General features: G+C 44.4%; 19 protein-coding genes. 7 read left to right on the forward strand and 12 right to left on the reverse strand.

Features of this window, described 5'->3' with window-relative positions; translation table 11 throughout:
• The first annotated feature begins 5 nt into the window (after positions 1–5).
• Positions 6–470: a hypothetical protein gene (locus tag JQC93_RS06205; RefSeq protein ID WP_205157609.1), complete on the forward strand. Its 465-nt coding sequence runs from the start codon at positions 6–8 to the stop codon at positions 468–470.
• 58 nt (positions 471–528) lie between these two features.
• Here JQC93_RS06205 and JQC93_RS06210 read toward each other — a convergent pair whose 3' ends face one another.
• The 3 genes from JQC93_RS06210 to arfB all read right to left on the reverse strand — a co-directional run bounded on the left by JQC93_RS06210 (position 529) and on the right by arfB (position 4,331).
• A complete protein-coding gene (locus JQC93_RS06210) occupies positions 529–1,452 on the reverse strand; it encodes a diguanylate cyclase (RefSeq protein ID WP_205157610.1) in 924 nt (307 codons plus the stop codon).
• Between the two features lie 36 nt (positions 1,453–1,488).
• Positions 1,489–3,600, reverse strand: a complete 2,112-nt coding sequence (locus JQC93_RS20450; RefSeq protein ID WP_205157611.1) for a sensor histidine kinase — start codon at positions 3,598–3,600, stop codon at positions 1,489–1,491.
• 320 nt (positions 3,601–3,920) lie between these two features.
• Positions 3,921–4,331, reverse strand: a complete 411-nt coding sequence (gene arfB, locus JQC93_RS06220) for an alternative ribosome rescue aminoacyl-tRNA hydrolase ArfB (protein ID WP_205157612.1) — start codon at positions 4,329–4,331, stop codon at positions 3,921–3,923.
• A gap of 117 nt (positions 4,332–4,448) precedes the next feature.
• Here arfB and JQC93_RS06225 point away from each other — a divergent pair, with 117 nt between their 5' ends.
• The gene (locus JQC93_RS06225) at positions 4,449–5,633 is read left to right on the forward strand and encodes a DEAD/DEAH box helicase (protein ID WP_205157613.1); all 1,185 of its coding nucleotides are present in this window, start codon (positions 4,449–4,451) and stop codon (positions 5,631–5,633) included.
• 206 nt (positions 5,634–5,839) lie between these two features.
• Here JQC93_RS06225 and JQC93_RS06230 read toward each other — a convergent pair whose 3' ends face one another.
• A complete protein-coding gene (locus tag JQC93_RS06230) occupies positions 5,840–6,352 on the reverse strand; it encodes a DUF3299 domain-containing protein (RefSeq protein WP_205157614.1) in 513 nt (170 codons plus the stop codon).
• A 175-nt stretch (positions 6,353–6,527) separates the two neighbouring features.
• Entirely contained in the window at positions 6,528–8,363 is a 1,836-nt protein-coding gene (locus tag JQC93_RS06235; RefSeq protein ID WP_205157615.1) for an amidohydrolase, read from the reverse strand.
• A 705-nt stretch (positions 8,364–9,068) separates the two neighbouring features.
• On the opposite strand from JQC93_RS06235, the gene JQC93_RS06240 reads away from it, so the two are divergent.
• On the forward strand, positions 9,069–11,312 hold the full coding sequence (locus JQC93_RS06240) for a Calx-beta domain-containing protein (protein WP_205157616.1): 2,244 nt from the start codon (positions 9,069–9,071) through the stop codon (positions 11,310–11,312).
• A gap of 120 nt (positions 11,313–11,432) precedes the next feature.
• Here JQC93_RS06240 and JQC93_RS06245 read toward each other — a convergent pair whose 3' ends face one another.
• On the reverse strand, positions 11,433–11,789 hold the full coding sequence (locus tag JQC93_RS06245) for a rhodanese-like domain-containing protein (protein ID WP_205157617.1): 357 nt from the start codon (positions 11,787–11,789) through the stop codon (positions 11,433–11,435).
• 152 nt (positions 11,790–11,941) lie between these two features.
• Between JQC93_RS06245 and JQC93_RS06250 the strand changes: the two genes are divergently transcribed.
• Positions 11,942–12,172: a glutaredoxin family protein gene (locus tag JQC93_RS06250; protein WP_205157618.1), complete on the forward strand. Its 231-nt coding sequence runs from the start codon at positions 11,942–11,944 to the stop codon at positions 12,170–12,172.
• Between the two features lie 6 nt (positions 12,173–12,178).
• On the opposite strand, the gene rlmF is transcribed toward JQC93_RS06250, so the two are convergent.
• Positions 12,179–13,174 (reverse strand): 23S rRNA (adenine(1618)-N(6))-methyltransferase RlmF, encoded by a 996-nt coding sequence (rlmF, locus tag JQC93_RS06255; RefSeq protein ID WP_205157619.1) that lies wholly within the window; start codon positions 13,172–13,174, stop codon positions 12,179–12,181.
• Complete coding sequence (locus tag JQC93_RS06260; protein ID WP_205157620.1) at positions 13,171–13,671, reverse strand: M48 metallopeptidase family protein; 501 nt, start codon at positions 13,669–13,671, stop codon at positions 13,171–13,173. Before JQC93_RS06260 ends, rlmF begins: the two co-directional genes overlap by 4 nt.
• A gap of 211 nt (positions 13,672–13,882) precedes the next feature.
• Here JQC93_RS06260 and JQC93_RS06265 point away from each other — a divergent pair, with 211 nt between their 5' ends.
• A complete protein-coding gene (locus tag JQC93_RS06265) occupies positions 13,883–14,299 on the forward strand; it encodes a GFA family protein (RefSeq protein ID WP_205157621.1) in 417 nt (138 codons plus the stop codon).
• A gap of 100 nt (positions 14,300–14,399) precedes the next feature.
• Here the strand turns inward: JQC93_RS06265 and JQC93_RS06270 are convergent, their stop codons facing one another.
• From JQC93_RS06270 to JQC93_RS06280, 3 genes are all read right to left on the reverse strand, one after another.
• A complete protein-coding gene (locus JQC93_RS06270) occupies positions 14,400–15,212 on the reverse strand; it encodes a crotonase/enoyl-CoA hydratase family protein (protein WP_205157622.1) in 813 nt (270 codons plus the stop codon).
• Positions 15,213–15,318: 106 nt separating this feature from the next.
• Positions 15,319–15,861, reverse strand: coding sequence for a hypothetical protein (locus JQC93_RS06275; protein ID WP_408068592.1), 543 nt, complete (start codon positions 15,859–15,861; stop codon positions 15,319–15,321).
• Between the two features lie 273 nt (positions 15,862–16,134).
• Entirely contained in the window at positions 16,135–16,959 is an 825-nt protein-coding gene (locus JQC93_RS06280) for a DUF2797 domain-containing protein (protein WP_205157624.1), read from the reverse strand.
• Positions 16,960–17,140: 181 nt separating this feature from the next.
• On the opposite strand from JQC93_RS06280, the gene JQC93_RS06285 reads away from it, so the two are divergent.
• On the forward strand, positions 17,141–17,722 hold the full coding sequence (locus tag JQC93_RS06285; RefSeq protein WP_205157625.1) for a DUF6151 family protein: 582 nt from the start codon (positions 17,141–17,143) through the stop codon (positions 17,720–17,722).
• Positions 17,723–17,834: 112 nt separating this feature from the next.
• On the opposite strand, the gene JQC93_RS06290 is transcribed toward JQC93_RS06285, so the two are convergent.
• On the reverse strand, positions 17,835–18,968 hold the full coding sequence (locus JQC93_RS06290) for a ribosomal protein uL16 3-hydroxylase (RefSeq protein WP_205157626.1): 1,134 nt from the start codon (positions 18,966–18,968) through the stop codon (positions 17,835–17,837).
• Positions 18,969–19,186: 218 nt separating this feature from the next.
• On the opposite strand from JQC93_RS06290, the gene JQC93_RS06295 reads away from it, so the two are divergent.
• On the forward strand, positions 19,187–19,354 hold the full coding sequence (locus tag JQC93_RS06295) for a YoaH family protein (RefSeq protein ID WP_084887663.1): 168 nt from the start codon (positions 19,187–19,189) through the stop codon (positions 19,352–19,354).
• The last annotated feature ends 54 nt before the right edge of the window (positions 19,355–19,408 follow it).

The raw sequence follows: 19,408 nt of genomic DNA on the forward strand, positions 1-19,408 counted from the left end.
TTATTATGAATCAGCAACATAAAAACACATACAGCTCATTAGTTGGGATGATTGTTATAGTGATGTCCCTTGGGTTGTCGGGGTGTGGTTCCGACAGCGATACAGCTAACACGCCGCCTGTCAGCGAAGCCCCTTCGGGAACAACCGACATAAATCTTAGCATGCAAGATTTATCGGTAGCAGCCGACTTTGATTACGAGCTGGTTGATACTCGCCACTTAACGTTTGATCTCTCTACAGCAGCATCGGGGTACATCGCAATCTACTCACAATTTGATGCCAACGGGGACAGTTATCGACCAAAGCTACGATACAAAATTGCTCAAACCCCGATTGTCTCAGGAAAAGGCGAGATTGAGATAACGTATGATATGGCCAATACCACATTACTCGCCGAATTGTGGAGTTTAGACTCGGATCAACCTAATCAATATCTAATTACCGAAGGTGTCGAGCTCATTACCGACTAAGTGCCTATCGTATAAATGGCTACCTACAGAAATAACTTCGCCTGTATTACTGTAGGTTTCACCGGTAAACTTGGGCGTCATTCGCCGATATATAACAATCCCTACCTTCAGATTTTGCGCGGTACAATGCTTGGTCCGCGAGTTTGATCAACTCGACTTGATCTAGCGAATCTATTGGGTAAATCGCGCCGCCAATGCTTATTGTGATTGACGTCGACTCTTGCCCGAGTTCGAATGTGTAATTGCGTACGATGTTGATGAGTCGTAATGCAATGTCTTTGCATTTATCGCGATTGATATTAGGCAGCATAATGACAAACTCTTCACCACCATAGCGAAAGAATTTGTTGGTTTCCATTAGGTCTTGTTGCAGCAAATGGGCAAACTGCTTAAGGACAAAATCACCAAACTGGTGCCCAAAAGAGTCGTTAATGGTTTTAAAGTGGTCAATATCGATGAATAACAGCCCAAACTCACTCGAATCTTGAGAGGCTTGTGTAATTTCAGAGTCGACAAATTGATAAAATGGACGCATGTTATAGAGCCCAGTCAGTGGGTCACGGACTGCCAACTCCTCAAGTTGCTGTACTAACATTGCGTTTTTGGTTTGCAAGCGTCGCTTTTCCAACGCTCGATTAACCGACGACAACAAGATATCTAGATCTTCAATGGGCTTTAACAGATAGTCATAAGCCCCTGCTCGCAAACAGTCAATCGCTGTGGACTCATCGCTTTGGCCAGTCAATATGATCACATCGACGCTTTTTGGCCCTTGTTGTATATCTTTTAATAGTTCAATACCGGTTTTGTTTGGCATGCGCACATCACTGATCACCAAATCAAAGTCATCGCGCAAGAAGCTCTCTAACGCAGCTTTTCCATCCTCAGCCAACGTTACGTCAAACCCTTCGTCCGTTAAGAGTTCGCCCAGAATTTCTCTGATTTCTGGCTCATCATCCACCAGTATTAGTTTCTCAACCATTGTCCTTTCCTATCTACACTTAATCCAACTCACAACCTACGACAAAATAGGAAGCTGTATCCGCATTGTGGTGCCTTGTTGGCCAGTACTCATCACGTCTATCGTGCCACTATGAGCTTCAATAATTCCGTAGGAAATTGAAAGGCCCAGCCCAGTTCCTTTACCTTCTTCTTTGGTGGTGAAGAATGGATCAAAAACGTGATCTTGTTTGTCCACGGGTATCCCAGTACCGTTATCTGAAATCAAAATTTCTATGTGATCGGGTTTATCTATTGATCGTTGGGTTGTAATTGTTACGCGCTTTTCTGCGCTATTCTCGTCAACTGCATCACGTGCATTGGTTAGCAAGTTAAGTACAACCTGCTCAAGTTGATTACTATCGCCACGCACTTCGGGCAGATTGTCTTCCAGTGACTGTTCGGCAACGATGTCGTGCAGCCTTAACTGTTCACCAATCATATAGAAGCAGTTTTCGATAACCGAATTCACCTTCATTGGGTTGTATTCGACCGACGACTGGCGAGCAAATGTTCGCAAATGGTCAATGATCTTCATCATTCTCTTAGAATTAGCATTAACCGAACCAATAAACTTCTCCAAGTATGCATCGTCTAAGGTCCCTTTAGTTCTCTTTCTCTCAAGCATTTGACTGCCTGTTCGAATGATCATTAACGGTTGGTTAAGCTCGTGCGCAACCCCCGCTGAAAGCTCACCAATCGACGCTAACTTACTGCTTTGTACAAGCTGTTGCTGAGCGACTTGGAGCTCATTGTAAGACTCTTCAAGGGCCGATTGCACAATCTTAAGCTGACGTATATCACTAGCAACACATACATTACCGGTCACCTCTCCCAGCATGCCTAGAGTGTGCGAACTAGAAAGGAGTACAGGAATTCTTTCTCCTTCTTTTGAGACATAGTTGAGCTCTTTTCGGCTAGCGTTGCTTTGTAGCACTTCCTGTACTTCACCAACGCATTCAGAAGCAAATAAAACAGAATAGTGTTTACCGATTAATTCATGTTGTTGGTAGCCCAGAAGCGCCAATGTCGCTTGGTTCACCGTTTCTAGAACACCGTCTGTCGATACCACTACAAGGCTTTCATTTAGACCAACTAAAATACTATTTACGTAGTCTTTCGAGACTGTCGTCGTTTCCAGTTTGTCGGTCATTTCGTTAAAGTATTTCCCTAATTGACCGATTTCATCCTGCCCTTTTACATCCGCCCTGTTCGTAAAATTACCGTTAGAGATCTCTTTAATTGAAGCCACCAATTTGCCCATTCGGATAGCAATTGACTGGCCTAACTGCCTAGAGATGATCGAAAACACAACCGTAAACAGCGCACTCATCACTATGAACATAGCGGTGAAATTAGATACGGTAATGTCAGCTCGCTCAAAGGAGTCTTCAACTTCTCGAGTTTGCAGCGTAATCGCACTATCCAGTGTTTCTAGGATTTCTTCTTCGTACTCCTCAACATTATCTAATGTTTCATAGATAGTCGCCGAGGTTGCAGCCAACTGCTGCGCGGATTGTAGAATGGTTTCAGTGAGATGGTAGATTGGGTCATAAGGCATAAATGTTGGACGATTAACCAATGTGGCTTCTAATGACTCTAGTCTTTGATCAAAGAGCAGCTCCATCATTTGTTGCTCATTCTCGCCCGCGCTAATCTGTTCAGGTTCGCCACCCTGATCTTCGCCGTCATCATCGTCTTCAATGTGGGTAGAAATGATTTTATAGGTTTCAATTAGCAGCAGGTTAACGTCATTGTATAAGTCAATCGCAAACTGCTGATGACCATTACTGTGTGCGACAGAGTCAAAACGACTAAACCTATTCATAAAATCGACGTGTAGCTGGTTGTGCGATTTCAACTGCTGTTTTTGGATGACAAACTGGTCGAAAATGACCTGAGCGTAGTTAGAGAACACCTCTGCATGCAAAACCATTTGTTTTTTTAGTTCAAGCTCAGTCTCATCACCAGGTGCAACCGTCCACTCATCCAACCAAGTATTGAACTCTTCAACAGACTCGTAAAACTCGTCAATTTCACCTTCGTCGCCCGTAGCTACAAACCCTTGTATTTCAGCAAATAATCGATTAGATGCGGATTTTAGTTCCAAAATGGCAACGATATCAGGCACCGTATCCGTAGCTACGTAGTTGAATAAGGTTTTTACCTTACTAAACCCGTAAATTGCGGTACCGCAGAAAAGCAGAAAAAAGAGGAGATACAGAAAAAAGTTATACCTTAACTTTTTGTGAAAGGATAAGTTTTCCAGTTTGTTCATAGCGCGTACCAATGAGTAAACACTTTCTCAAACTCATGGTGATGAAGTGCTACTGGTTAATGTCGTCGATCGTTAATTAGACGATACTAACACAAGACAGTACGCTGTACAGTAACTTTAAATCATAAACGCTGTTTGCAGGTGAACCATCTCATAAATCAGAAGCTTGGTTGTCAAATAACCTTGCCGCGCATCGATTTCGTTTGAGAACGAACTTGTTTGCCTTTAAGGCGTCGCTCTTTGGACGCGCGTGTAGGTCGCGTAGGACGACGTGTTTTTTGAACAACCATCGCTTGCTGAATAATGGCCACCAAACGATTGAGTGCATCTTCTCTATTTTGCTCCTGATTTCGGTATTGCTGCGCCTTTATCGTGATCACGCCAAGTTTGGAAATCCGAGAATCATTCAGCGCTAGAATACGCTCTTTATACACCGCAGGTAAGCTTGAGCGGTTAACATCAAACTGTAAATGTATTGCCGAGGACACCTTGTTAACATTCTGCCCGCCTGCTCCTTGTGCACGTATAGCAGTCAACTGTATTTCCCAGTCCGCCAGCGATACCGTGTTGGATATTTTTAACATACCTCGTGTATACCTTATCTAAATCCACTTTACAGTGGCGAGTGTACCGCTTAGTCGATGCAGTGGCTATGCCTGTTGTGCTACACTTCGCCCAACTTTTTCTGAGTCTTAATTATTATGTCATTTTCTAAGCTTGGCCTTAACTCAAACCTTACCAACGCGCTTCAAGAGCTGGGTTATTCCACCCCAACATCCATACAAAACAAAGCGATTCCTGTGGTTCTCGAAGGTCGCGACCTTATTGCTGCTGCGCAAACAGGTACCGGTAAAACCGCCAGTTTTGTATTGCCTATCTTGGAGCAGCTGTCAAAAGGTGAAACCCAGAAAAAGAAACGAATTCGCGCTCTTATTGTTGCGCCAACTCGTGAACTGGCCATTCAAATTAACGACAAAATTACCGACTATGCAAAACATACCTCGCTAAAATCGGCTGTGGCTTACGGCGGTGTCAGTGACGCCCCTCAAAAACAAGCATTGATCGACGGAATAGACATTTTAGTAGCAACGCCGGGTCGATTGTTGGATTTGTACGGCCAACATGCTGTTTACTTTGAAGAAGTAGAAGTACTTGTGCTCGACGAAGCCGATCGCATGCTCGACATGGGCTTTATTGAAGACATCAACAAGATCTTAGATCGCCTGCCCGCAGACGTGCAAAACTTGCTGTTCTCGGCCACTTTGTCGAAAAAAGTACGTGATCTGGCGAAAACAGCAGTACACGACCCATTCGAAATTTCCATCGCCGCAACGGATGCGTCAAAGCCTAATATAGAGCAGTGGTTAGTCACGGTCGACAAAGATAAAAAGTCGGCACTACTTGCCCACCTCATCAACGAAAACCAGTGGCCACAAGCACTAATTTTTATCGAAACAAAACATGGTGCTGCAAAACTTGCCGCGCAACTTGAAAAGCGCGGCATTAAAGCCGAACCCTTCCACAGTGGACGCAGCCAAGCCATACGCTCTAACCTATTGGAGCAGTTTAAAGCGGGTAACATTCAGTACATGATAGCGACAGGTGTGGGTGCTCGAGGAATCGACATAGAAGGCCTACCTCTTGTGATCAATTACGATCTCCCGTTCCCTGCAGACGAGTACGTCCATCGCATCGGCCGAACCGGTCGTGCAGATCTGTCCGGTGAAGCCATCTCTTTTGTGTCTAAAGATAACTTCAAAAACTTATGCATGATTGAAAGCAGACTTGGGCACTTGTTAGAGCGCCGCGTCGTTGAAGGGTTTGAGCCGCGCAAGGAAGTCCCTATTTCGGTGCTGAATTACGTGCCAAAGCATAAACGAACTTAACCAAAGATTAGACACTATAGCGAGCTGTTTCAGTTCTTATGGTGTCATACACATAAGAGTTGCTCAGCAGGATCGATGTGTCCGTGCTAAGCAACTCTCCTCAACGACACAGCTCTGCTAGTATCACAAGCAAAAGGTTAAAGATATCTGCGTAAACAACAGGTTGAGCCATACTCACTTTTACTGCACCTCCACACTCGGCCTACTTACCTATTGTCGTAGACTTCAAGTGCATCACCTTCGATAACGTAGGCTGTTTCAGCTAACTCGTGGTTGATCGTTTCTGTCTTGAGTGTACCCACTACATACACAACATCCCACAACTCATAAATAGGTGCGCCTTGCGGGAACTTCACATAGATAATTTGATTTGGCGGTGGCGGCGGTACATGGATGCATGCTCCAACAAAGGGCACCAGTAAGAACTCTGTAATCATCACGTTATCGCCTTCAAGTGGGATAACAAAACCCGGTAGTTTGACTTTATGATTGTTGAGCTCTGGCCGAACGTTGCCTATTTTGGATTGCTGCGCTGCAAGCGATGTCGACTCATCGTGAGGGGCGACCTGAGTCATAGAAGGAAAGCTATGACGCTCTTCTGGGGGAATCAGATCGAGCCAGTGTAGTTCTAGCGGTTCATCATTTATCTGTGACGCTGATAAGGAGGGTGCAAAAAATAGCATACAACTGATGGTTATCGTTGATATATAACGAAACATGATTTTCACTCTTATGTCGCCTAGCATATTAGTAGGCAAGCGGTTATGGGGACCATCCTTAGCAGCCCTAAATAGTCTATCTAATTAATTATCAATATGTTGCGCGTATCGATACTTAACCTTGATTGAATGGAACGATGAGCAACCGTCAAGCAGTTGCTCATCAATAAAAGCCTTATGGGCGAGCCTTAAGTACTTTACCTGATAGCACTGTACCCCAAACTTCAATGTCCTTGATATCAACTGGGTCTACAGTAAACGGGTCCTCTTCTAAGATAGCAAAATCAGCAAGCTTTCCTGGTTCTAGACTACCAATCTTGTTTTCTGCACCTAGAACGTACGCAGCATCGATAGTGATAGCTCTCAATGCTCTTTCAACGCTAACACGCTGCTCTGGCTGTTGAACCGTTTTATTATCTTCTGCAATACGGTTTGCGGCAGTCCAAGCTCCGGTAAGCGGCAACATAGGTACTGCTACTTGTGGGTAGTCAGAGTGAATACCAAATACTACACCTTCACGTTCAAGGTCTCCCAGACGTGCTAGTCCACTGGCGCGATCGGGACCGTATGCTTGATCGGTATGCAGCAAACTGCGGAAATGTGTGAAATAAACATTGGCAGACACTACAGCACCTAGTGCTTTGATTCGGCGAGCTTGCATCTGATTACTCATACTAAAATGTTCAATAGAGTAACGGTGGTCGAACTTTGGTTGCGCGTTTTGTAAGTTTTCTAGTGTATCTAGGGCTTGGTCGAGAGCGTTATCACCGTTAGCATGGATATGAATTGGAATGTTGTTATCCCAATATGGCATTAAGTTTTCGGTCATGACATCCCATGGAATAGAGTTAAAAGATCCATTTGTACCATCTAGATACCCAGGGAAGCCGACACGAGAAGACATTAGTGGTAATGAACCATCGGTTAACACTTTCACGCCGTTAACCCATAGATTGTCGGTATTACGCGTTTGCATCTCCTTATAGGTTTCAATCGCCTTATCACCGTATTTTTGTTCTAAGCTGTGTACATCAGCTACAAGCATTAAGCGGACTGGGAAATTGGGATCGTTGGTTGCAACCACCGACTGTGCCCACTCATCATCAAAGTCAATCGCTCCATACATCAGCTCTGCCGTTGTAGTAATGCCTGCTTTCTTGGCGATGTCTGCCATAAACCGCAGTCCATCACCATTAATGCCACCTGATGCAGTCATCTGACCGAAGATTGGACGAAGCGCCATAGGCACAGCAGGTACCTCATTGAATACACCATTTAGCTTGCCATCTTTATCTTTGAACACACCTTCTACCGTTGAGTCATCCTTTACACCTGTCATGGCAATAGCTTGCGAGTTAAGAAACGCAAAGTGAGGTGCAAAACCAATAACAAAAATAGGTCGAGTTGTAGAGATTGCGTCTAATGCAGTACGATCTAAAGCACCACCGTGGATAGCAGGATCAAATCCCCATGCAATGAGTGGTTCAGTGGTATCGCCCCCCTCATCGATAGCTTTTTGAAGAGTAGCGATCACATCATCATGAGTTGGAGACCCTGGGTTTGTACCATTGCGACCCGGCCAGTCCATCGAACCAATGTAAAGTGAAGACATAAATCCAGCGGACATGTACATATGTGTATGTGGTTCAATAAACCCTGGCATGATGACTTTGTCAGCAAAACGGTCATCAATGGAGTGTTCATAGCGAGTAAGCCAAGGTTGCATCGACTCCAATGAACCCACTGATAGGATTTTTCCGTCTAGCACTGCAATCGCTTCTGCTTCAGGTTGTCCTGGGTACATTGTGTGGATATTCTTAGCCGTATAAACGGTAATCGGGCTGCTTTCTTTTGTTGAGTTTAGCGCTTGCACCCAATCAGGTTCATTGGGTGCATTAGCGAATGCTGATTGCGCCCCAATACTGAGAAATGCAGACGCGCAAATGGTAGATAATGACTTTTTGATAAATGGTTTTGAATTCACGCTGTTTCTATTGAACAGTTTTCTCATGCCCTGTCATCCTTAAGATTCAGTAGGTTAAATATAAGGTCCTCTACATCACTATCTGTTGTTGATAGCGATATGGATTGCTATTGGCCGTTTAGCCGCGGGCATTATCAAGGTGTTTCGTATGATCAGAAAATCGCTGTTGATGGATTAGACCATACAAAAAGGTTGGGCTTTGGAGGTATCATTTGTTGGAGATGCTAGCCAATAGAAGATAACGACAGCATTGGAGAATATAGGTGGACGACCAGATGGAGCACGAGAATCTAGGTTTGTCCGCTATACGCCATTATAAATGGCTTTGGGCAAACCTAATGGCAAAGTACGATAGATTAATTATTGCCAAAACACAACCGTTCAATATTTGTTAGACGCACTATGAACAACAGGTTGATTTTTATCGAGACCAAACATGCCGGATAGGTTCAGAAGCCCGGTATTAACACAGAGACTTTATGTAAATGACTGCAGCCCAGCCATACACTTTTAACTACTATAGCAATTAAGTTATGTAGCGTTTTATAGATAAACCCATGTAACATATCTCAAAATCAAGAATTACAACATTTTGTTTACTTCCAGCTAATAAACTAAAGAGTTAGATATTTTCACATCCACCCTTCCTCGTTAAAATATTGATAACAATTATCATTAACATCCACGCTATTTGTGGGGTTAATTAATGTATCAACAACAAGGTAGCAGTGGATGTATATCAAACCTTTGAATGCTTTAGGGTGTATCACTCTATTCGCTCTCGCTGGATGCGGTGGTGACGATTCTTCAGGTAGCAATAACGAAAACAGTTCTGGCAGCAGCAGCTCTGTTCTGACTCAAACGTATCAGCTCGATAGTGATCTTTCAGTTTGTCCAAACGGCGGAGTTAGCATCGACTTGGGCATCGACCTCAATAGCAACGGCGTCCTAGATAATAGCGAAGTCACTGAGACTAAAGTTGTGTGCAATGGTATTGATGGGGAAGATGGAGAGTCCGGCCAAGATTTGCTGACCGTAAACGACGTAATGGCTAATGAAGCTGACGGTTCACTTACTTTTACTGTCCTACTCAACCAAGCTAGTGAAGTCGCTCAAAGTTTTAACTATGGAACAATAGACGTCACCACAACGGTAGGCGAGGACTATTCGGCAGCAGCAGGATCCATTGTATTTGAGGCTGGAGAAACTGAAAACATTATCGAAATATCGCTCAATAATGACACCGCTTACGAATGTACCGAATATTTAATACTCCAGCTTTCTGGTGGTTATTCAGCATTTGGTGTCATAGAACCAGATAGCGACGTCAACACTATCAATTTCGATGAATCTTCAATTGAAGTACTCGAAAACGCTGCTACGACCTCAGTGACGTTAACGCTAGATAATGCGCACTGTGAATCTACAACCATGGCTGTGACCTATCAAAGCGACGACGCAACACAATTCAGCGACTATTTGCCAGCCGATGCTGTAATCAATATTGGTGAAACAAAAGCAACTATCGACATCGACATTGTCGATGATGCAGAAGTAGAGGCACGTGAAACTATTAACTTATCTGTCTCTAGCAGTGGCGTTCTTTTCGTTGGTGACAACAACAGTCTGGAGTTGTCTATTTTACCAGTAGTTTCTGAAGTGGATGGGGGTTACTACTCTACCTGTGCTACTTCCATCGACGGCCTGACTAAATGTTGGGGCTACGGTGACAACAATACGTTTTTCCATACGGGTTCGGAAGAGTATGGTGAGTACGACTCTCAGATGGGAGTAAACCTTCCTGCCGGTCAATTTGGTAGTACCGTTCCCCTCTCTGTTCACGTTGGTGAATACCTTGGTTGCGCCATCTTTGAAGGTGGAGTAGCAAAATGCGTAGGTGACCGAGACTCAATGGGAGCGGATTCATCTATCTACGGCGGCTCTCTAGGTGATACAGAAGATGAACTTGGAGACAATCTATTTGTGTTGAATTTAGGTATGAATTTCTCTGTTAAAGAACTCGGGGTTGGGTCAGACCATGCCTGTGCACTCTCTGATGCTGGCGAGATCAAATGTTGGGGTAGCAATAACCATGGCGTTCTAGGTTACGATAACAGTATGAGAATTGGCGATAATCACGGAGCAGAAATGGGGGATGCTCTCGCAGAGGTTGAGCTTGGCACAGATGAATTCGTAGAACAACTTAGTGTGGGCTATTTGCACAACTGTGTATTGCTTCGAGGGGGAAATGTTAAGTGTTGGGGCCGCAATAATAATGGTCAACTTGGCTATGGAGATGAAGTTTATCGCGGCAACGGTAAAGATGAAAACAATGTTGATTTGGCTGATGGCGAAACCGAAATGGGAGACAAGTTAGACTATATCGATCTTGGAACTGGGCGAACGGCAAAAGCGATTTATGCCGGTTATGCCAACACCTGTGCAATTTTGGACAATAATGATCTTAAATGTTGGGGCGATAATAACTACGGTCAACTTGGTCAAGGTAGTGATCTCGATATTGGTGATGAAGAGAATGAAATGGGCAACAACCTTCCTGCTATTCAACTCGGCACAGACCTATACGCAACCGATATTGCAATAAGCTACTATCATATCTGTGCGAAGCTCAATGACAATACGGTAAAATGCTGGGGCGATGGTGAACTCATTCCTGATGGCCGTAACTCAGACTACACTCTCGGTGATGGTAAAGATGAAAATGACGAGGATTTGGCCATTCCATTAAGTGAAATGGGCGACAACCTAGCTCGCATCGATCTGGGTGCTGTCTCTACGGTGAGCGACATTACCGGCATGGGTTATCAGACCTGCGCAGTTTTAACCAATGGAACAGTGAAGTGCTGGGGTTATAATGAGTATGGAGAAATGGGTATACCAGAATACTATGGTGATACTTTAGGCGACGATGACGGAGAAACTGGCGAAAACATGCCAACGGTTCGTATTTACTAACGCTATTGCAACACACAAGCCACGTTTATAGCGTGGCTTGTGGCTTCTACGCCGCTACTTAGCTTGTCAGTATTTGGTGGAGAGTAATAGTGAAGACAACATCTATACATTAAGCAGGTGTCACTTCGACTTTACTGACATCAACTCATTCAGCCCACCACCGTTATGTACTTTTACATAGCCTTTTGACAGCAAGATCTGCTCTGCGCTACCTGAGCGATTGCCACTTCGGCAATACACGACAACAGGTTGATTTTTAGCAAGAAAGGAAAGATCGGCTCGATCGAGTTCGCCTACTGGAATGTTTAGCGCACCTTGTAAATGGCCAGATTGAAACTCTCCCACAGTTCGAACATCTATGACTACCGCGTCTTGCTCAATCCAATCCCAAGCTGCTTGGGCTCGTTCACTGGCTGTCGCAACGCTCGGTAGTAGCGACGCCAAAGCTACTACAATGAAACCTTTAATCTTACTCATACTCTGCTCACTCTTAAGTCCAAACATCGTTATAACGTAATTTTATCGCTAAATCTGTGCGCAATCGTTATTTCAGCGTGTAACGGTACATATTCCATTTTACGGCCGTCTCAATTACACTGCTCACGTCATTATCAAACACATAAATGCTCATGAAAAGACTTGTCTTATACGTCGGTGATAAGTGCCCTCACTGCAAAGAAGCTCAACGTTACCTAGACTCGAAAGGGTACAAATACCGTCTAACCAACGCAAAAATGCAGCGCGGCCGTAAAGAGTTGCAAGCTATAGGCGCCCGCTCAATCCCTGTACTAAAAATTGGCGATCAAGTCATGGTTGGGTGGAATCAAAAAAACTTTGAGCGGATGTATAACCAGTCGTAGAGAATGTTATTTGCTGATTGAAACCGCAAAGGCTTTACGCTGAGTCTTGCCCATAAATGTCCATGCTGCGAAGCGGCTTACTTTTTGACCTTGATTCATCTCGACAACCATCATCTCTAGTGCGCTGGTTTTCTCTAGTGCACGTTTCAACTGACGAACGTTCTCTTTTTTCGAAATCAGTGTCGAAAACCAGATCACTTGTTCGGCAAATTTTTGGCTTTCCAACGCCATATTACGAATAAAAGCTTCCTCACCACCTGAGCACCACAACTCGTTACTTTGGCCACCAAAATTAAGCGTTGCCGTTTTTGATGATTTGCTCGCGCCCTGCCCTTTGTTCTTCGACAAGTTAGCGACTTTACGTTGGCTTCCCTGCTGTGCGTCTTGCATCGATTTATGAAACGGCGGATTGCACATCGTTACGTGGTAACGCTCTTTGGGCTGAATAATCGACGTAAAGAAGTGGCGATCATTCACTTGAAGACGACACTCAATGTGCTCTTTCAAATGAATATTGTTTTCTATAATGCTGTGAGCATTATTGATTGATACTGGGTCGATGTCTGAGCCAACACAGTTCCAACGATACTGGCTCGCACCAACAATTGGATAGATGCAGTTGGCCCCTGTTCCAACGTCTAATGCGTTTACTGACACATCATTGCTGTCGAGATCACGACACACCATTTCATGCAAACGATGGACATAATCGGCACGCCCTGGGATAGGCGGGCACAAATACCCTTGAGGTATATCCCACTGCTGCACACCATAACTGTGCGCAAGTAGCGCTTTATTCAGTAATTTGACCGATTTAGGATCGGAGAAATTAATGCTTAAGTCACCACTTTTGGCGGTGATTAGGTGTTCACCCAGTTCAGGGGTCACTTGGCACAACGCCTTCATTGGGTAGCGACCTTGATGGCGATTATTTGGGTGCAAACCCGCTTTGGATTTGTTTTTGGAGACTAAAAGTGTCGCTTTGGTTTTATTGTTGCTCATGACCCTTTTAACTCCAAGCAAATAAGAAATAAACGCGCGTCCAGCTCTAGCTGATGGTAATCCGGCTCCATGTGACAACATAGCTGATAAAACGCTTTGTTGTGCTCTTTCTCTTTAAGGTGCGCCAGCTCATGCACCACGATCATTTTTAGAAGCGGCTCTGGGGCTTCCCGAAACACGGTTGATATTCTGATTTCGTTTTTTGCTTTTACTTTACTGCCATGAACTCGGCTAACGTAACTGTGCAGACCCAATGCGTTATTCACTAAATGAATTTTGTTGTCGTATACCACTTTGCTTAACGGCGCTGTTTTTCGCATATAGCGATTTTTAAGCTGCATCGCGTAATCGAACAGTGCTTTTTCACTCTTAAACTGGTGAGACTGAGGGTATTTTTGCTCGAACCACTGAGTGAGCTTACCGGACTCGGCCAACTGAGTCACTGGGGTTGTAATGTGCTCTGGGTAGCCTTGGATGTACTTTAACGATGTCAGCATAAAACCAAAAAATAGGCCGCTAAAAAGAATGGGACCGTATAGTAACGCAACTGCGCTAAGCCACCAAATGTCATCCACTACTCGAGGAATTAATTGCTTGTTCGCAATTAAGTGATAGGCACTGAATCACGTTAGCAACACAATGAACATTCTTACTCTATTATTGAAATAAGGTTAACTCGAACGTAAATAAATCAGAGGTTTCATCACTATGCAAAAACCGGTTAAGGGATCTTGCCAGTGCGGGCAAGTGCGCTATACATTGCACAACAAACCAAAGGGAGTTTTTGCCTGTCATTGCACCGAATGTCAGAAGCTTTCTACTGCCCCATACAGTGTCACCGCAATCATTGCGAAAGACGACATCGAATTCAGTGGTAAAATGGATGAATGGTCACGTAGCTCGGACAGTGGCAATACCAATAGTGCTAAGTTTTGTCCTAATTGTGGAAATCGGATTTACCATTTCAATCCAGACGACCAAGCCACGGTTAAACTCAAATTAAAGCCAGTCGATAGCGAGTCGGCTCACCTTTTTGAACCTACCGCTCATATCTGGACGCAAGAAAAACTAGACTGGGTTGATATCCCCAAGGGGCTCAAAGTGTGCCCCAAGGCGTTCCAATAAAGAAGTGAGGTGCGCATAACACTGTTTTGCTTAGCCACTATTTCGTGAGCTCAAATTTGGTACTACTGAGTTTGTAAGCCAAAGTTTGTAAGCAATCAGTCTACTTGAACTGACGAGCGATATAGTCTTTCTTGTCGTCAGGTTTGCGCTCCCTTTTAACCGCAATAGCGCGATTTTTTCCAAGTGCCACCTTAATCTGATACCAGGTTTCAAGCCACAAAGCTTTGCCTGGCGATGACCACCATGTGTTGTGATACAGCTTTTTGTTTGCAGCGAGCACATCGGGTGAGCGATTGATGCACTCTAAAGCTAACGCGTAAGCCGCTTCAAAGGGATCTTCCTCAATCTTGGTAACTAGACCATATTCTTTGGCTTGTTCTCCAATGATCTCTTTTGCGGTCATGGCCATTTCAAGGGTGTGATCTTTGCGCATCAATTCCCTAAACGCGATAGCGCCACCCATATCAGGGATCAGCCCCCATTTTGCTTCCATAATAGAAAAGCTGGCGTCTGGAGTCGCAATACGAAAATCCCCACCACTGGCAAGTTGTAAGCCACCACCCCAACAGCGGCCATGAATAGCGAAAATCACTGGAGCAGGGATCTCACGCCACCCTAATGAAAAACGCTGTGCTCCATTGGGTGAAAATGGCCACCATTTGAAGAGCAGCTTCATAGCGTCGGTTTTGCTGGTAAGAATGGATTTAACGTCAAGCCCTGAACAAAAGTCACTGCCGTTGCCTTTCACAATCACAGCTCGCACAGACGGATCTTTTTTAAGGGCTCGTGTGGTGGCATTTACGGCCTGAAACATCCCCATATCAATAGCGTTAAGCTTGTCTGCTCTATTCAAACAAACCGTAGCAATCCCCTGTTCGTCAATGGTGTAAGTCACTCGCTTTTGCTCAGCCATCACATCCTCCTTGAATGGTCTTACCAGCAAGATAAACAATTCATTAACATAGGAGAAGAAATTTTTACAATATCTGTGGTAGAGGATGGAAAACGGGCGATGGACATTAACGAACGACGGTCCACTGCTTAACGCTGGCTTCTGCTTCATCACATGGAATCATTTGTAGCGCGCGTTTGACCCATGGGCCCGCAACTTGTGTTTCCGCGACAACAGTTAAGCAGTAACTTGTGTCTGCTTGAAGCCTGAACGTACTGTCACCCTCTCGATACTCAAAACCCTGATGCTTTGCTTCACTGCAATCGAGTAACGCGATTTCGCTTTTGCCTGTGGCCAAAAGTGCCTGCATGCACAAGCCTTCATACGCATAAGAGCGGACCCTATTAGTGTTAGCATCGTATTCAAATCTCACGTCATGTCCAGAGTGATTTCTCGGTGAGCCCTCAGGCGCTTTGGGTTTGCAAGTGTGCGTTTGCATCAGTTCAGATTGACCGCGTCCATAGGTGTCTAAGCAAAATCCATAGCCATTTGGTTCATCCAGATTGTTGCTTAAAACAATGTAAGGAGGCTCTGTGGGAACTTTTGGCGCCTGGGAAAACACTTGACCAGAAAAACAGATACACGCAGTAACCAATGAGAGTTTAAACATAGAGTGAGTCATAAAAAAGTCCCTTTTTTCGTTGATGAATGTTTAGTCTGCAAACAGGTGTTGCAGCAATATTGACTATAGACTTTGACGAAATATTAAGACAGCGGCTTTACATTACCCATACCGTTTTAAGTATGCAGAGTGTCGTGTAAGACGGCCCGCTTCACGATGCCCAAGTTCAACTCGTTAAACGAATGCGCCCTCAATAAATAACCATATTGAGGGCGCGTACGTCGTCTATTTCAAGTAATAGTGTTTGCCGATAAGCTTGACCTAAGCAAACACTTTCACTTCATAAGAGGAGAATTTTCTGACATTGATAACACCAGTATCAAAGATAAGGTACTGCCCTTTAATCCCTTTCAATGTCCCCGTCACTTCGGGATTCTTATCGAAATTATGCGAAGTGATTTTCACGGGATGCTCATTCACCGGATATGAGATGGCAGTAGTTTCTCCATTGAGCACTTGCACCGCATCGTCTCCAAACTTTTGTCGGATTTCGGTTAACGTATCTTCTACCAGCGGCAATAACTTGGAAAATTTCTCAGCCAAATCCATAGGCTCTCCGTCTTGTTTAAGCAGAGTACGCCAATTGGTTTTGTCTGAGATTTGCTTTGCCAATTCAATTTCGATTAGGCCCGATATATGGCGAGTCTTCACTTTAAAAATCGGCAAGCCTTGCGTGGCCCCTTGATCGACCCAACGTGTTGGAATTTGGTTATGCCGCGTAATACCCACTTTTAGGCTTGAGGTATTAGACAAGTACACATAGTGGTCAATCATGCAGTTCTCTTCGCCCCACTCTGGCTCACGACAGGTCCCCACGTCGTAATGGCAAGTTTCGGGCTTCATTATGCACATGTCGCAACTGGCCAGCTTTCTCATGCACACAAAGCAGTGACCTTGAGAGTAACTCTTCTTGGTCTTTTTTCCACAAGACGAGCAAAAAATGTTTCCTGTGTGCACAAGTGTTAGCGGCTTTTCTAGAAACTGATTAAGCTCAACCAACTCTTCGCCCACAGGCAATCTGTATTGAACATCACCACCTAAGCTAGACTTCATTTTGCTTAGCGTTCCCTTTGCGATTAACGACATACTTTTTGAACCTTTTCGATGAATGCAAAATAATGTAGTCCCAGAGTGTACCAAGAAGAGTGGCCTGTCAAAACACTTACCATCACGACTGTTGCCCTCAGTTGCCTAGATCGCCGTTCCGTAGTATTTTGCACAACAAGCATTTTGTTTACTTTCAATAACAATAACCTAGGGACAGCAAATGACCGACGTGAAGCTCAGCTGTAAATGCGGAGAGGTACAAGGACGCTTAAAAGACGTTACCCCAAAAAGTGGTAATCGCTTGATCTGCTACTGTAAAGATTGCCGCAAGTTTTCTAATCAGTTCGAACATGGAAAGGAATTGCTCGATGAGTTTGGCGGTTCGGAGGCAGTGCAAGTTGCGCCCTCTAACTTTCGGATCGATAAAGGAATGGAACATGTCGCCTGCATGAGGTTAACCCCCAAAGGTATGAATCGCTGGTACACCTCTTGTTGTGATACGCCAATTGGTACGGTACCTAAGCCCACTATTCCCTTTATTGGTTTACTGCCAAGTTTTATCGCACCAGAGCACAACCTAGAGAAAACCTTTGGACCCGTTATTGGTACTGTGTACAGTGAACAAGCAGAAGACCAACAAGGTAACAATCCTCACTTGCCAAAATCGAGCAAATTGACTCTCGCGAAAGTTGCGGGGCAAATACTAATATGGAAAGTGATCGGTAAAAGTAAACCTAACCTGTTTTTTGACGCAACAGGAAGACCCATAGTTAAACCGCTCATTTTAAATCAAGACGCGTAATCGTCTTTTTATAACGCATACAACCGCATTGCCATCCTTCGCAATGCGGTTTTATATTGGCTGTTATGCCAATCGAAGTCATTAACTGGTCAGAAAAATGCTTTGGTGGGCATTAACCGGCAAACCAATACCCTTTGTTTAACAGCGTGCACAGTAGTTCTAATACTTCAGCATCTATTGAGGTATCCTCGATGGCGAGGACTTCTTTATCACTCATACTATTCACACAAGCCACCATTGATGGTGACACAGCAAAGACTTCACCATTAATGAACACTTTGCTGCGATCGTTTTGATGAAATAGCACCCGCAAACCCGATACTTTTGTAAGATCATTGCCCGCTTGCAAATACTCTGCAAGCTCTTGTGGGTTCCATGGCTGCTCGGTAGGAACGATATTAAGTTGATGCCTAGATTGACTCAGCATGCAGCCCATAAAGTCCCCAACCATATCTGGATTGTAAGAGGCGCTGGTCAACATTTCAGTTAATTCATCGAGCGCAGAAGCACTGATCTCACCATATTGGGCCTGCTTGGACAAATTAGGCTGCTGCCAGTGCTCGTTACCCACATCATGTGCCAACACATAATCGGCAAAATTGCTGACTAGCTCTTGCTCGGTTGGAGAGCGGTATCCCATCGAGTAGCTAAGTGATGGCTCCAATGCATATCCACAATGAGGAAAACCAGGTGGTATATACAAAATATCACCAGGCTCTAGCACGTCTTCGATGATTGGATCAAACGATTCAATCTGACGCAACCCACTGCTTAGGTTTGTTTCGGTATACTGACCTACATCTTTATCGCCTACACTCCAGTGACGACGCCCCATACCTTGAATGATAAACACATCATATTGATCAATGTGTGGGCCTACACCGCCATCCTTGGTTGAAAAACTGATCATTACATCGTCAAACAACCAGTTAGGCATACCTTTAAACGGTTCGACCAATTGCGCAGCACCTTGATGCCAATGATTTGCAGCTTGCACAATAAAAGACCAGTTTGTTTCGGGAAGCTCGGCAAACTTTTCTTCAGAAAACGGCCCATGCTCAGCAATCCATTGACTGTCAATATTTGACACAAAGCGAGAGTCAACTTCTTCTTCCAGAGTTAGACCTGCCAACTCATCGGGAGAGAGTGGGTCCACAAACTGTTGAAAGCCTTGCTTGATGATTGTGGGTTTCTTTTGCCAGTAGGTTTCTAAAAACTGATCGAGAGAAAAACAAAGTTGGTACATGTGTGCCTTGGAAATGGGAATTGATTTTGTGCGGCAGTATAGCCTAAAACACACAAGCTTTAGGCAGCATTTTTGGTTCTGCTTTTGATTGCGCTAGGAGCTTTGAGTTCACAGACGCACTAACAGCAGATGGCGACAGTTAAACTGGCGTCAACGCGGCATTGATACTGGCGACGATTAATACTATAGTGCGCCGTCATACACATAGGAGCACAAATATGTTTGATGATCTTCCCCAGCTTTCTCACAAAGAACAGCAGCAAGCGGTAGAAAAAATCCAGCAAATGATGTCGGAAGGTATCAGCACCGGCCAAGCGATTAAAATCGTGGCTGACGAAATTCGCGCCGAAGCGGCAAGAAACAAAGCGGCGAAAGATGAATCCTAAAAAATGGTTCAGCATTAGCTGAGCCATTTTTTTTAACACCATTTTGTATTAAGC

The sequence above is a fragment of the Vibrio ulleungensis genome (assembly GCF_016900875.1).
Lineage (GTDB): Bacteria > Pseudomonadota > Gammaproteobacteria > Enterobacterales > Vibrionaceae > Vibrio > Vibrio ulleungensis.